Source organism: Bradyrhizobium sp. ORS 278 (assembly GCF_000026145.1).
Taxonomy (GTDB): domain Bacteria; phylum Pseudomonadota; class Alphaproteobacteria; order Rhizobiales; family Xanthobacteraceae; genus Bradyrhizobium.
Window position 1 is genome coordinate 633,204 of the sequence record NC_009445.1, and the last position, 13,444, is coordinate 646,647.

Consider the following 13,444-nt stretch of genomic DNA (forward strand, 5'->3'; position numbering starts at 1 on the left):
GCCCGGAATCCATGACCACAGGACGTTGTCGTGGCGTGAGATGCCCACCACCAGCCTGTCCCACACGGCATCCTGTGGGTATGGATTCCGGGCTCGCGCGGCGCGCGCCCTGGAATGACGGCGGTGGGGCGGCCGAAGCGGAACAGGATGCCTTTGAAAGCAGCAGGGCCTGGGTTAGAAGCCCGGATATGACCGAACTGACGCAACCCGCATCCGGCCCAGGCGCTCCGGAGGCCGCGATCCTCGCGGGCCTCGGCAAGCGGCTGATCGTGCTGGTCGGCATGATGGGCGTCGGCAAGTCGACGGTCGGCCGGCGGCTCGCGGCGCGGCTGCGGCTGCCCTTCGTCGACGCGGACACCGAGATCGAGACCGCGGCCGGCATGAGCATACCGGAGATCTTCGAATCGCGCGGCGAAGACTATTTCCGCAACGGCGAGGCACGGGTGATCGCCCGCCTGCTCGAAAGCGGGCCGGCGGTGCTGGCCACCGGCGGCGGCGCCTTCATGCGCGAGGAGACCCGCCGCCGCATCCACGAGAAGGCGGTCTCGGTGTGGCTGAAGGCCGATGCCGAGGTGATCATGCGCCGCGTCCGGCGCCGCGCCGACCGGCCGCTGCTGCAGACTGCCGACCCCGAAGGCACGGTGACGCGGCTCCTGAGCGAGCGCGAGCCGGTCTACGGGCTCGCCGATCTCAAGATCTGCTCGCGCGACGTGCCGCATGACAGGGTCGTGGAGGACTGCCTGCAGGAGCTGCAGACGTTCCTGTCCCCGGCCATGGCCGCGGCTCCGGCGGCGGAGCCGCAGCCCCATTCCCTCTCCTCCGATTCCGTACAGGGCGTTTCGATGACGGCACCATTGAAGTCTTCCGATCCGATCATCGTCGACGTCGCGCTCGGCGAGCGCGCCTATGACATCGTCATCGGCCGCGGCGTGCTGGACACGCTGGGCCGGCGCATCGCAGCGCTGCGGCCGGGCGTGCGCACCGCCATCGTCACCGACCGCACCGTCGCTGCGCATTGGCTCAAGCCGACCGAGGCGATTCTGGCGGAGGCGGGGATCCCGTCATCCACCATCGTGGTTGAGGAGGGGGAGGGCTCCAAGACCTATGCCGGCCTCGAAAAGGTCAGCGAGGCGCTTATCTCGGCAAAGATCGAGCGCAACGATCTCGTCATCGCGCTCGGCGGCGGCGTGGTCGGCGATCTCGCCGGCTTTGCGGCTTCGATCCTGCGCCGCGGCGTCGATTTCGTGCAGGTGCCGACCTCGCTGCTGGCGCAGGTCGATTCCTCCGTCGGCGGCAAAACGGGGATCAACTCGCCGCAGGGCAAGAACCTGCTCGGCGCCTTCCACCAGCCGGTGCTGGTGATCGCCGACACCGCGGTGCTCGACACCTTGTCGCCGCGCCAGTTCCGCGCCGGCTATGCCGAGGTCGCCAAATACGGCCTGCTCGGCGACGCCGGCTTCTTCGCCTGGCTCGAGGCCAACCAAGCCGAGATCGTCACGGGCGGCGCCGCGCGCGAGCATGCGGTCGCGACCTCCTGCCGCGCCAAGGCCGCGATCGTCGCCCGCGACGAGCGCGAGACCGGCGACCGCGCGCTGCTCAATCTCGGCCACACCTTCGGGCATGCGCTCGAGGCCATCACCGGCTTCTCCGACCGGCTGTTCCATGGCGAGGGCGTCTCGGTCGGCATGGTGCTGGCGGCGCAGTTTTCGGCTGAGCTCGGCATGCTGCCGCCCGGCGACGTCACCAGGATCGAGCGTCACCTTGCCGCAGTGGGCCTGCCGACCCATCTGCAGGACATCGCCGGCTTCGCCCAGGAAGGGATCGGCGACGCCGAACGGCTTTTGGCCTTGATGGCGCAGGACAAGAAGGTCAAGCGCGGCAAGCTCACCTTCATCCTGATGGAAGCGATCGGCCGCGCGGTCATTGCGAATGACGTCGACCCGGCAAGGGTCCGTGACTTCCTGCAGGCCAAATTGGACAGAAGCGGCTGATCCCAGGTGCTTTACGCCGCGTTGAGCAGTAGCGGCGCATGATCGGCGGCTTCCCTCGAGAGTGATATGGCGTCATGGACTGGCTCACACTCACCATCGTCATCATGCTGCTGGCAGGATCCGCCTTCTTCGCGTTGAGCGAGACCGCGCTGACCGGCGCCTCCCGCGCCTCGATGCTGCGGCTGTCAAAGCAGGGCAATCGCGACGCGGATGTCGTGTCGAGCCTGTTCGACATGCGCGAGCGGCTGATCGGCGCGCTGCTGCTCGGCAACAACATCGCCAATATCGGCGCCTCGGCGCTGGCGACCGGAATCTTCACCGCGTGGTTCGGCGAGGTCGGCGTGCTCTACGCCACCGGCGTGATGACGGCTCTGGTGGTGATCTTCGCCGAGGTGCTGCCGAAGACGATCGCGATCAACGCGCCGGATCGCGTGTCGCTGGCGGTGGCGCGGCCGATGCGCGCGACCGTGTTCGTGCTCGGCCCGGTGCTGGCGGTGATCGAGGCGATCGTGCGCGGGCTGATGCGGCTGATCGGCTTCAAGGTGGGGGCCAACCAGCCGATCCTGTCACCGACCGAACGCCTGCGCGGCGCGGTCGATCTCCTGCATCACGAGGGCAAGGTCGAGAAGCAGGACCGCGACATGCTCGGCGGCCTGCTCGACCTGCGCGAGCTGCAGGTGTCGGACGTCATGGTTCATCGCACCGAGATGGTGATGGTGAATGCCGACCTGCCGCAGGAGGAACTGGTGCGCGAGGTGCTGGCCTCGGAATATACGCGCATTCCGCTATGGCGCGGCACGCCGGAGAACATCATCGGCGTGCTGCACGCGAAGGATCTGTTGCGCGCGATCCGTTCCGCCGAGGGCGATGTGTCGCACATCGACGTCGCGTCACTGGCGCTGCCGCCCTGGTTCGTGCCGGAGATGCGTTCGGTGTCGGAACAGCTGAAGGCGTTCCGTCGTCGCAAGACGCATTTCGCGCTCGTCGTCGACGAGTATGGCGAGGTCGAGGGCATCGTGACGCTCGAGGATATTCTCGAGGAGATCGTCGGCGACATTTCCGACGAGCAGGACGTGCAGGTCGCGGGCGTGCGCGTGCAGCCGGATGGCTCGGTCGTCGTCGACGGCTCGGTGCCGATCCGCGATCTCAATCGCGCGATGGACTGGACGTTGCCTGATGAGGAGGCAACCACCGTCGCAGGTCTCGTCATTCACGAGGCGCGCTCGATCCCCGAACGCGGCCAGAGCTTCACGTTCCACGGCTTCCGCTTTCGCGTGCTGCGGCGGGAGCGTAATCGCATCACCGCGCTGCGCATCGTGCCGGTGCCGCGTGGAGAAACCGAGGAGACACGGCCGCGCCGGGCCGGCACGGCGTTCTGATTTGAAGCAGGCTGTGTGGATCAGCCTGTTTGGATCACCCTGTTTGGATCAGCCTTCACCCGGCGCCTTCGCATGCAGCGCGAGCGCATGCACCGAGCCGGCAAGTTCCTCGGCCAATGCGGCGTTGATCAGGCGGTGGCGATCGACGCGGCTCTTGCCCGCGAAGGCCTGCGACACAATATAGACGCGGAAATGGGTCTCGCCGCTCTCACGGTGTCCCATATGTCCCGCATGCAGATGTGATTCGTCCTGCACGTCGAGGCTTTCCGGAGCGAAAGCTTCGCGCAACTTTTTGATGATAGCATCCTGGGTCCGCATGGTCTCCGGAAATACGCATCAAATTATTTTTCGTCAATCGGCGGTCCCCGCCTGAGGTATTCGCAATGTCAAGACTTGAAGCTTTTCGCGTTGCGTAGTCAAAGTCCGCCATGCCGATCGATTCAAACAAATTCTTCGACTCCATCCGCATCAAGCCCAAGAAGGCGGCTGCGCGGCAGCCGGTGCGCGAGGAGGCTCAGCCCTGCCAATGGCCGGACTGCACGAACCGGGGCTCGCACCGCGCGCCGAAGGGGCGCGAGAACCAGCGTGAATATTGGCACTTCTGTCTCGATCACGTGCGCGAGTACAACCAGTCCTATAATTTCTTTTCCGGCATGAACGCCGAGGCCGTCGCGCGCTATCAGAAGGATGCGCTGACCGGACATCGGCCGACCTGGAAGATGGGAGCCAACACCGCGGGCAAGCGCGGCACCGGCAATGCCGAGAACGATCTCGGCGATGCCTCGGATCCGTTCAGCGTGTTCGCCGAGATCAACGGTCGCGCCGGCTGGCGCCCGGGTGCGCAGTCCGCACCGAAGGCCGAGACGCGCAAGGTGTTCAACGCCGAGCGCAAGGCTCTGCAGGTCATGGGCCTCGGCCCCGACGTCACGCTGGAGGACGTCAAGGCCAAGTACAAGGCGCTGGTGAAGCAGCACCATCCCGACGCCAATGGCGGCGATCGCTCGACCGAGGATCGCCTGATCGAGATCATCAAGGCCTACAACTACCTGAAGACGGTGGTGAAGGGCTGACACGCGGCAGCGAGGCTGCCGCGCGTCGCATTCTGGGTGTTTAGGGCTTCGGCCCGATATAGGCCGAGCTTGGCCGGATCAGCCGACCCGTCCGCTGCTGCTCGCGGGCATGAGCGGTCCAGCCCGCGGCGCGGGCCACCGCGAAGATCGGCGTGAACGCCTGGCGCGGAATCTTCAGCGCATCGAGCAGGATGGCGGTGAAGAACTCGACATTGGTGTCCAACACCCGCTCCGGATTCTTCTGCCGCAGCGCCTGCCGGATATAAGCCTCCACCTCGCTCGCGAACGGCAGATCCGCCCCGCTCCCCGCCAGCCGCTTGATCGCGCCCTTGAGCACATCGGCCCGGGGATCCCGCACCTGATAGATCCGATGCCCAAACCCCATCAGCCGCTCCCCGCGCGATAACGCCGCATCCACCCACGGCTTGATGTTCTCCCGGGTCCCGATCGCATCCAGCATCTCCAACACCGGCTCCGGCGCCCCGCCATGCAGCGGGCCCGTCAGCGCGCAATAGCCGGCGGTGATCGAGGCGAACAGGTCGGCTTGGGTGGAGGCGACGACGCGGGCGGCAAAGGTCGAGGCGTTCATGCCGTGGTCGCTGACGGTCACGAGATAGGTTTCGAGCGCCGCCACCTCGCCAGCGGCAGGGGTATCGCCGCGGACCATGCGCAGGGTGTCGGAGGCATGGCTCACGTCAGGATTCGGCGCGATCGGCTGCGCGCCGCGGGCGCGCTGGACCAGGGCGCCGGCGATGACGGGACAGGCGCCGACGATGGTGGCTTCGTCGTCGAGGCCCGGCTCGGGCCGGAGCGCGGCGATGGCGGCGCGGAAGCCGTCGATGATCGACAGGCCCGTCGTCGCAGCGAGCAGCTCGGGCAGCCGCGCGAAGGCGCGCTGGCGTGCCACGCCGAGGGTGACGCGGACGTCGGCCTCGCTGAGGCTGCGTCTGGTCGCCGCGCTCCAGAGCCGTGCGGTCACCCCCTCGAAGCCGGTTCCGGCGGCGAGGTCGGTTACGCGGTGGCCTGCAATGATCAGCTCGCCCTGCTGGCCGTCGACATGGCTGAGCACGGTCTCGGCGGCGGGAATGCCGTCGAGGCCGATCGGGGACTTCGGAAGCTGAATGGTCATGGCGCGATCTCCTGCGTGAATGGACACGCCGGTAAGATTCGTCCTGTCGACAAATTGATCAATCTTGATTAAGCTGATCAATATGAAAAAAGACAGCGGCCTTTACCTATCGGCCCGTGAGGCCTCCGCCGAACTCGCGATCACGCCCGCGACGCTGTATGCCTATGTGAGCCGCGGCTTGGTCCGGTCCGAGCCGTCGCCAGATTCGCGCAGCAACCGCTATCGCGCCGAGGACATCCGGGCGTTGAAGGAGCGGCGTGCGCCCGCGCCGGAGCCGCGAGCCTTCCGCAGTTTTGATGCCGATCTGCCGGTGTTCGACTCTGCGGTGTCGACGATCACCGAAGCCGGTCCGATCTACCGCGGCGTGAACTGCGTCGAGCTGGCGGAGCGGGACTCGCTGGAGCATGCGGCGACCCTGCTGTGGGACGTCACGGCACTCGATCCGTTCGCGCCCGAGAATATGCCGCACATCTCGGACGACATGCGCCTCATTGCCGAGGCGGCACGGCGCGCCGCGCCGATTGACCGCGCCATCGCAGTGCTGGCGCTGGCGACAAACGCGGATCCCGCCGCGTTCAACCGTGCTCCCGACGGACGCGCCCTGATCGGCGCGCGCATCGTTCGGCTCGTGGTCGCGACCATGCTGAATGCGCCGCCTTCTGCGGAGGCGCTCCATGTCCAAATCGCCAAAACCTGGGCGCCAGACAACAAGCATGCGCCCGACCTGATTCGCCGGACCCTCGTGCTGCTCGCCGACCACGAGCTGAACGCTTCGACCTTCACCGTCCGCTGCGCCGCATCGACGGGCCTCAGCCTCTATGACGCCGTGATCGCCGGCCTCGCCGCCCTGAAGGGGCCGCAGCATGGCGGCGCCGGCGTGCTGGCATCGCAACTGGTGAAGACGCTGATCGATCGCGACGTCGCGCCGCTGATCCGTGAACGCGTTGCGCTGGGCGAGCGCTTCGCCGGCTTCGGACACGGCGTCTACAAGCGCGGCGATCCGCGCGCCATCTCGTTGCTGGAGGCGCTGACGCGCGCCGGCGCGCCACGCAAGTTCACCCGCGAGGTGCCCGAGCGGATCGCGGAGGCGACCGGCGAGTTCGTCAACATCGACTATGCGCTAGCCGTGCTGGTGCACAGCCTGCGGCTGCCGGCCGGCAGCGAGCTGGCGCTATTCGCGATGGCGCGCTGCGTCGGCTGGATCGCGCATGCCTGCGAGCAATTGCAGTTCGGCCGCCTAATCCGGCCACGCGCACGCTACACCGGACCGATCCCGGGACGCGCCGCCAGCCTTGAAACGCTGTAGCGGCGCGGCCCCGCCTATTCGGCAGAGCCAGTCGCCAGCTGCGTCTCGCGCCGCTTCCGCACCATCCGCAGCACCAGCCAGACCACGATCGTGCCGGCGACCGCGGCGATGATCCAGGTCGACTTCGCGATATGGCTGTGATGCGAAATGCCGCCATAGCGATGCAGCAGCTGCACGGCGAACACGCCAGGCAGCACGTGGGCGCAGGCCCACAGCACGATCGCGGGAATATTCACCGCGTAGAAGCGCGCCGGCGGAATGTCGAGCGCGCCCGCGGTGATCGGCACCACGGCGCGGATCGGCGCCACGAACCGGGCGAAGAAGATCGCCAAGGTGCCGAAGCGGTGGAAGAACGCCTCGCTCTGCGCCACCAGGCGCGGATAGTTCGAGAACGGCCAACTCGTCAGGATCTCGCGCTGCTGGCGATGACCGACCCAGAACGCGCCGCCATCGCCGATCACGGCGCCGAGGATGGCGGCCGCCAGCACCCATTGCAGCGTCAGCTCGCCGCCCGGGATCAGCGCGCTCAGCGCCAGGATAATTGTCGTGCCCGGGACCACCGAGCCCACGATCGGAACCGCCTCCAGCAGCGCCGCCATGAACAGGGTGAGATAGGCCAGCCCCGCATGGGCTGACACGAAGGCGATCAGGGGGTCGAGTAGATGGGCCACGCGGATCCTGCTGGGTATGACGGAGACATGACGAGCTGTTCGATAAGTAGGAACCCCGGCCCCGAGTGCCACGTCAGAATGCTGGGCGTGCTGGTGAGGCCAAAAGGTGGCGTGATACGCAGGGCAGCCTTCCAAAAACGTCGTCCCATGCCTATCTCGATGATATAACGACGGAACTTTGATCAAGGCTTAGGCTTCTGCCCGCGCGCGCTCTCTGCTAGGCTGGCGGTTGAAGCCTTTCAACCGCAGCCAAACCATGAAATCTGGTTTCGGGATTGCCCGGGACCTCGGAGGATGAATGACGACCGCCGCTACGACCAATGCGCAGGAGATGACCGGTGTGCCCGACATGAAGGTGTCGGTGCGGCAGGTGTTCGGGATCGACAGCGACCTTGAGGTGCCGGCCTTTTCCGCGACCGATCCGCACGTGCCGGAGGTCGATGCCGACTACCGTTTCGACCGTGCCACCACGCTCGCGATCCTGGCCGGCTTCGCCAAGAACCGCCGCGTCATGGTGACCGGCTACCACGGCACCGGCAAGTCGACGCATATCGAGCAGGTCGCCGCCCGCCTGAACTGGCCGTGCGTGCGCGTCAACCTCGACAGCCACATCAGCCGCATCGACCTGGTCGGCAAGGACGCGATCGTGGTCAAGGACGGCAAGCAGGTCACCGAGTTCCGTGACGGCATCCTACCCTGGGCCCTGCAGCACAACGTGGCGCTGGTGTTCGACGAGTACGACGCCGGCCGCCCGGACGTGATGTTCGTGATCCAGCGCGTGCTCGAGGTCTCGGGCCGCCTTACCCTGCTCGACCAGAACAAGGTCATCAAGCCGCACCCGGCGTTCCGCCTGTTCGCGACCGCCAACACCATTGGTCTCGGCGACACCTCGGGCCTGTATCACGGCACACAGCAGATCAACCAGGGCCAGATGGACCGCTGGTCGATCGTCACGACGCTCAACTATCTCGCGCATGACGAGGAGGTCGAGATCGTGCTGGCCAAGGCCAAGCATTATCAGAACGCGCAGGGCCGTGACACCGTCAACAAGATGGTGCGGCTTGCCGATCTCACGCGAAACGCCTTCGCCAATGGCGACCTGTCAACGGTGATGAGCCCGCGCACGGTGATCACCTGGGCGGAAAACTCCGAGATCTTCGGCGACATCGGCTTCGCCTTCCGCGTCACTTTCCTGAACAAGTGCGACGAGCTCGAGCGTCCGCTGGTCGCGGAATTCTATCAGCGCTGCTTCAATGCGGAGCTGCCGGAATCCGCCGTCAACGTCGCGTTGAGCTGATATGAGGCGTCGTCCCGGCCTCCAGCCGGGACACATATGCCGTGACCCCGATACGCCGTGACGTTTCGGCGATGCGCCGGAGTTGGCTTCGACACGATGAGATGACCGCCGGTGGCTATGGGTCCCGGCGTTCGCCGGGACGACAGGCCGCAGGGACAAGATGACCACATCCAACAGCAAACTCCGTCCCGGTACCAAGGAAGCGCCGACCGAGCCGTTCAAGCGCTCGGTGACGGGGTGCCTGCGCGCCATTGCGCGATCGCCCGAGCTCGAAGTCTCCTTCGCCGCCGAACGGCCGGGCCTTGCGCCGGGCAAGGCGCGGCTGCCGGAGCCGGCGCGCAAGATGACGAAGCGTGACGCCGCTGTCGTGCGCGGCCATGCCGATTCGATCGCGCTGAAGCTCGCCTGTCACGATCCGAAGATTCACCGCAAGCTGATCCCCGGCAATCCGCAGGCCCGCGGCGTGTTCGAGGCGGTCGAGCAGGCCCGTGTCGAGGCGATCGGCGCCAAGCGCATGGCCGGCGTCGCCAAGAATCTCACCGCGATGCTCGACGATCACTTCCATCGCGGCAAGTATGACGAGATCACCGACCGTGCCGACGCGCCGCTGTCGGATGCGCTGGCGATGCTGGTGCGCGAGCGGCTGACCGGCATGGCGCCGCCGAACGCGGCGCGCAAGGTGGTCGATCTCTGGCGCCCGTTCCTGGAGGACCGGATCGGCTCGCGGCTCGATGAACTCGGCCGCTTCACCGAGGATCAGGCCAAGTTCGGCGATCTCGTCCATGATCTCCTCTCGGCGCTCGATCTCGGCGACGAGCGCAATGCCGACTCCGAGGAGGACGAGGACAACGACGACAACCGCGACGGTGACAATGACCAGTCCGGCGCCGAGGGCTCGCCCGAGTCCGATGCCGCGCAGGAGATGAGTGCCGACCAGGCGCAGACGACCTCGGACGAGATGTCGGAGAGCGCGATGGAAGCCGCGCAGGCGTCCGCGTCCGACACGCTCGATGATGGCGAGCTCGGCGACGACGAGACGCCGGGCGAGGCGACGCGGCCAAACCGCAGTGGCGCCAACGAGCCGCGCGGGCCCGAATATCACGCCTTCGCGCCGAAGTTCGATGAGATCATCGCGGCTGAGGACCTCTGCGATCATGACGAGCTGGAGCGGCTGCGCTCCTATCTCGACAAGCAGCTCGCGCATCTCCAGGGCATCGTGGCGCGGCTCGCCAACCGGCTGCAGCGGCGCCTGATGGCGCAGCAGAACCGCGCTTGGGAGTTCGATCTCGAAGAGGGCATTCTCGATCCGGCGCGGCTGTCGCGCGTGGTCATCGATCCCTACCAGCCCCTGTCCTTCATGCGCGAAAAGGAAGCGACCTTCCGCGACACCGTCGTCACGCTCTTGCTCGACAATTCCGGCTCGATGCGCGGCCGCCCTATCACGGTCGCCGCGACCTGCGCCGACATTCTCGCCCGCACGCTCGAGCGCTGCGGCGTCAAGGTCGAGATCCTCGGCTTCACGACGCGCGCGTGGAAGGGCGGGCAGTCGCGCGAGGCGTGGCTTGCCGCTGGCAAGCCGGCCAATCCCGGCCGCCTCAACGATCTCCGCCACATCATCTACAAGGCGGCCGACGCGCCGTGGCGCCGGGCTCGGAAGAATCTCGGCCTGATGATGCGCGAGGGGCTGCTGAAGGAGAACATCGACGGCGAGGCGCTGGACTGGGCGCACAAGCGCCTGCTCGGCCGGCCCGAGCAGCGCAAGATCCTGATGATGATCTCGGACGGCGCGCCGGTGGACGACTCCACGCTGTCGGTCAACCCCGGCAATTATCTGGAACGTCACCTGCGTCACATCATCGAGGAGATCGAGACCCGCTCGCCGGTCGAGCTGATCGCGATCGGCATCGGTCATGACGTAACGCGCTATTATCGTCGCGCGGTGACGATCGTCGACGCCGAGGAGCTTGGCGGCGCGATCACCGAGAAGCTTGCCGAATTGTTCACGGAGACGCACGCGGCGCCGCAGCAGCCGGCGCGCGCACCGAAGCGCAAGCTGCACTCGTAAGCCGGTCGGTCGATCGGACGCGTCCTCCTCCGCCCTTGAGGAGGTGGGGAAGGGGGCCCCGCCGACGATGACGCTGCAGGCGATCGCCGACCGCAGGCGTTTTCTTGCGCTGACCCTGGGCGGCATATCGGCATTCGCAATCTGCCGCGGGGCTGGCGCGCAATCGATCGCGCCTCCGGTGCGGCGCCGCGCGGCCCTTGATGAGCACTCCGTCACATCGACCGTGAAGATCGAGGTCAAGGCGCGGCCATTGCCGGCGTTCGACCTGCGCGATCGGGCGCAACAGCGCTTCGGGATGCTGCAATATCGCAGCGGCGTCGCGCTGACCTCGTCCTGTCCGGGCTTCGGTGGTCTCTCCGGCATGCGGCTCGATGCAAAAGGCGAGCGTTTCCTCGCGGTCAGCGACAAGGGCGGCTGGTTCACCGGCCGGATCGTCTATTCGGGTCGCGAGATCGCGGGGCTCGCGGATGTCGAGGCGTCGCCGCTGCTCGGTCCCGACGGCCGGCCGATCACCGATCGCGGCTGGTACGATTCCGAGTCGCTCGCGCGCGACGGTGACGTCGTCTATGTCGGCCTCGAACGCGTCAATCTGCTCTTGCGCTATGACTTCGCCAAAGGCGGCACTGGCGCGCGCAGCGAGATCATGCCGCTGCCGCCCGCGGCCAGGCGGCTGCCGAACAACAAGGGACTCGAGGCGCTGGTGGTCGTGCCGAAGGGGCTGCCGCTGGCCGGGACGGTGATCGCGATCTCCGAACGGGGCCTCGATGCGAACGGCAATCTGCTGGCGTTCCTGGTCGGTGGGCCCGCCATGGCTCAGTTCAGCGTCGTCCGCAGCAATGATTTCGACGTCAGCGACGCCGTGCTGTTGCCGTCCGGCGACCTGCTGGTGCTGGAGCGCAAATTCTCCCTGCTCAGCGGCGTCGGCATCCGGATCCGCCGCATCAAGCTTGCCGATATCGCGCCGGGGGCGCTGGTCGACGGTCCCTCGATCTTCACCGCCGATCTGGGCCAGGAGATCGACAACCTCGAAGGCATCGATGCGCATGTCACGCCGGAAGGCGACACCGTGCTGACCTTGGTGTCGGACGACAATTTCTCGATGATCCAGCGCACGCTGCTCCTGCAGTTCACATTGCTGGAATGAGCCGCAAGGCGGCGCAGCGACCGCGTTGACCCTGTCGCAGCCATCGCCGACACTCGCGGCTGAGATCATCCCATCATCATGTCAGCCTGGAACTCAGCATGAGCGCCCTGTTCACTCCCATCAAGCTGCGCGGCCTGGAGCTTGCCAACCGCATCGTCGTGTCGCCGATGTGCCAGTACTCGGCCGAGAACGGCGCCGCCAATGACTGGCACTTCACCCACATCAACACGCTGGCGCTGTCGGGTGCGGCGATGTTCTGCATCGAGGCGACGCATGTCGAGCCGATCGGACGCATCACGCCTGGCTGCCTCGGGCTGTGGGACGATGCGACGGAAGCTGCGCTGAAGCCGATCCTCGCCTCGGTACGCAAGCATGCGAAAACGGCGATCGCGATGCAGCTCGCCCATGCCGGCCGCAAGGGCTCCAGCCACAAGCCGTGGGATGGCGGCCAGCAGATCGCGCTGAGCGAGGGCGGCTGGCAGACGGTCGCGCCGTCGGCGCTGCCGCATAAGGAGGGCGAGCTTGCCCCGGAGGCGCTCGACACCGCTGGCCTTCAGCGCATCCGAGAGGCGTTCGTCTCCGCGGCGCAGCGCGCTGCCCGCCTCGGGATCGATGCGATCGAGGTGCATGGCGCGCACGGCTATCTGCTGCATCAGTTCCTGTCGCCGATCGCCAATCGGCGCAGCGACGCTTACGGCGGCTCGCTCGAAAATCGCATGCGCTTCCCGCTCCAAGTCTTCGATGCCGTGCGCGCCGTCTTCCCGGCGGACAAGCCGGTCGGCATGCGCGTCTCGGCGACCGACTGGGTCGAGGGCGGCTGGGATCTCGACCAGACGATTGCCTTTGCGAACGAGTTGAAGCGCCGCGGCGTCGACTGGATCGATGTGTCCTCGGGTGGTGCGTCGCCGCTGCAGAAGATCACGCTCGGTCCCGGCTATCAGGTGCCGTTCGCAGACGCGGTGAAAAAGGCCACGGGATTGCCGACCATGGCGGTCGGCCTCATCACGCAGGCGCAGCAAGCGGAGGAGATCGTGGCCTCCGGCAAGGCCGACATGATCGCGCTCGCCCGCGGCATGCTCTACGACCCGCGCTGGGGCTGGCATGCGGCGGCCGAGTTGGGCGGCCAGGTTGCCGCGCCCCCGCAATATTGGCGCTCGCAGCCCTCGACGCACAAGGAGCTGTTCGGCCGGACGACGTTCGGCGCACGCTGACGTGCAATTGAACGAGCGTGACCCGCGGATCAGCATTGCAGAAATCCGCGGGTCATCATTCCGCCAGCGACACAGCGAACGATTGCCGCTGTTCGACGAAGTGATAGACTTCGCAGACCACGTGCGGCGTTGCCGACTCCGTTGGTCGTGTTTCGTCTCGCGTGACGATGAGCGCATCACA

The 13,444-nt window shown here is 66.8% G+C and carries 11 protein-coding genes; 8 read left to right on the forward strand and 3 right to left on the reverse strand.

Annotated elements, in window-relative coordinates; translation table 11 throughout:
• Window positions 1-188: 188 nt before the first annotated feature.
• On the forward strand, window positions 189-1,991 hold the full coding sequence (aroB, locus tag BRADO_RS33640) for a 3-dehydroquinate synthase (RefSeq protein WP_011923811.1): 1,803 nt from the start codon (window positions 189-191) through the stop codon (window positions 1,989-1,991).
• 74 nt (window positions 1,992-2,065) lie between these two features.
• Window positions 2,066-3,370 carry an HlyC/CorC family transporter gene (locus tag BRADO_RS02870; protein WP_011923812.1) on the forward strand — a complete coding sequence of 435 codons (1,305 nt, stop codon included), beginning with the start codon at window positions 2,066-2,068 and terminating at the stop codon, window positions 3,368-3,370.
• A 48-nt stretch (window positions 3,371-3,418) separates the two neighbouring features.
• Here the strand turns inward: BRADO_RS02870 and BRADO_RS02875 are convergent, their stop codons facing one another.
• Window positions 3,419-3,688: a BolA family transcriptional regulator gene (locus BRADO_RS02875; protein ID WP_041756043.1), complete on the reverse strand. Its 270-nt coding sequence runs from the start codon at window positions 3,686-3,688 to the stop codon at window positions 3,419-3,421.
• 110 nt (window positions 3,689-3,798) lie between these two features.
• On the opposite strand from BRADO_RS02875, the gene BRADO_RS02880 reads away from it, so the two are divergent.
• Complete coding sequence (locus BRADO_RS02880; protein ID WP_041756044.1) at window positions 3,799-4,440, forward strand: J domain-containing protein; 642 nt, start codon at window positions 3,799-3,801, stop codon at window positions 4,438-4,440.
• Window positions 4,441-4,480: 40 nt separating this feature from the next.
• Here the strand turns inward: BRADO_RS02880 and BRADO_RS02885 are convergent, their stop codons facing one another.
• Window positions 4,481-5,569 carry a citrate synthase/methylcitrate synthase gene (locus BRADO_RS02885; RefSeq protein ID WP_173363479.1) on the reverse strand — a complete coding sequence of 363 codons (1,089 nt, stop codon included), beginning with the start codon at window positions 5,567-5,569 and terminating at the stop codon, window positions 4,481-4,483.
• Window positions 5,570-5,651: 82 nt separating this feature from the next.
• Here BRADO_RS02885 and BRADO_RS02890 point away from each other — a divergent pair, with 82 nt between their 5' ends.
• On the forward strand, window positions 5,652-6,875 hold the full coding sequence (locus tag BRADO_RS02890; RefSeq protein ID WP_041756045.1) for a citrate/2-methylcitrate synthase: 1,224 nt from the start codon (window positions 5,652-5,654) through the stop codon (window positions 6,873-6,875).
• A gap of 14 nt (window positions 6,876-6,889) precedes the next feature.
• Here the strand turns inward: BRADO_RS02890 and BRADO_RS02895 are convergent, their stop codons facing one another.
• Window positions 6,890-7,546, reverse strand: a complete 657-nt coding sequence (locus BRADO_RS02895; protein WP_011923817.1) for a DedA family protein — start codon at window positions 7,544-7,546, stop codon at window positions 6,890-6,892.
• Window positions 7,547-7,844: 298 nt separating this feature from the next.
• Between BRADO_RS02895 and cobS the strand changes: the two genes are divergently transcribed.
• The 4 genes from cobS to BRADO_RS02915 all read left to right on the forward strand — a co-directional run bounded on the left by cobS (window position 7,845) and on the right by BRADO_RS02915 (window position 13,263).
• Complete coding sequence (cobS, locus tag BRADO_RS02900) at window positions 7,845-8,843, forward strand: cobaltochelatase subunit CobS (RefSeq protein WP_035647724.1); 999 nt, start codon at window positions 7,845-7,847, stop codon at window positions 8,841-8,843.
• A 160-nt stretch (window positions 8,844-9,003) separates the two neighbouring features.
• Window positions 9,004-10,908: a cobaltochelatase subunit CobT gene (gene cobT / locus BRADO_RS02905; RefSeq protein WP_011923818.1), complete on the forward strand. Its 1,905-nt coding sequence runs from the start codon at window positions 9,004-9,006 to the stop codon at window positions 10,906-10,908.
• A gap of 67 nt (window positions 10,909-10,975) precedes the next feature.
• The gene (locus tag BRADO_RS02910; protein WP_011923819.1) at window positions 10,976-12,052 is read left to right on the forward strand and encodes an esterase-like activity of phytase family protein; all 1,077 of its coding nucleotides are present in this window, start codon (window positions 10,976-10,978) and stop codon (window positions 12,050-12,052) included.
• 98 nt (window positions 12,053-12,150) lie between these two features.
• Window positions 12,151-13,263 carry an NADH:flavin oxidoreductase/NADH oxidase gene (locus BRADO_RS02915; RefSeq protein ID WP_011923820.1) on the forward strand — a complete coding sequence of 371 codons (1,113 nt, stop codon included), beginning with the start codon at window positions 12,151-12,153 and terminating at the stop codon, window positions 13,261-13,263.
• The last annotated feature ends 181 nt before the right edge of the window (window positions 13,264-13,444 follow it).

Bases quoted from the DNA above. Each gene is read 5' to 3' on its own strand.
- aroB (WP_011923811.1), top strand. From the start codon at position 189: ATGACCGAACTGACGCAACCCGCATCCGGCCCAGGCGCTCCGGAGGCC.
- BRADO_RS02870 (WP_011923812.1), top strand. From the start codon at position 2,066: ATGGACTGGCTCACACTCACCATCGTCATCATGCTGCTGGCAGGATCC.
- BRADO_RS02875 (WP_041756043.1), bottom strand. From the start codon at position 3,688: ATGCGGACCCAGGATGCTATCATCAAAAAGTTGCGCGAAGCTTTCGCT.
- BRADO_RS02880 (WP_041756044.1), top strand. From the start codon at position 3,799: ATGCCGATCGATTCAAACAAATTCTTCGACTCCATCCGCATCAAGCCC.
- BRADO_RS02885 (WP_173363479.1), bottom strand. From the start codon at position 5,569: ATGACCATTCAGCTTCCGAAGTCCCCGATCGGCCTCGACGGCATTCCC.
- BRADO_RS02890 (WP_041756045.1), top strand. From the start codon at position 5,652: ATGAAAAAAGACAGCGGCCTTTACCTATCGGCCCGTGAGGCCTCCGCC.
- cobS (WP_035647724.1), top strand. From the start codon at position 7,845: ATGACGACCGCCGCTACGACCAATGCGCAGGAGATGACCGGTGTGCCC.
- cobT (WP_011923818.1), top strand. From the start codon at position 9,004: ATGACCACATCCAACAGCAAACTCCGTCCCGGTACCAAGGAAGCGCCG.
- BRADO_RS02910 (WP_011923819.1), top strand. From the start codon at position 10,976: ATGACGCTGCAGGCGATCGCCGACCGCAGGCGTTTTCTTGCGCTGACC.
- BRADO_RS02915 (WP_011923820.1), top strand. From the start codon at position 12,151: ATGAGCGCCCTGTTCACTCCCATCAAGCTGCGCGGCCTGGAGCTTGCC.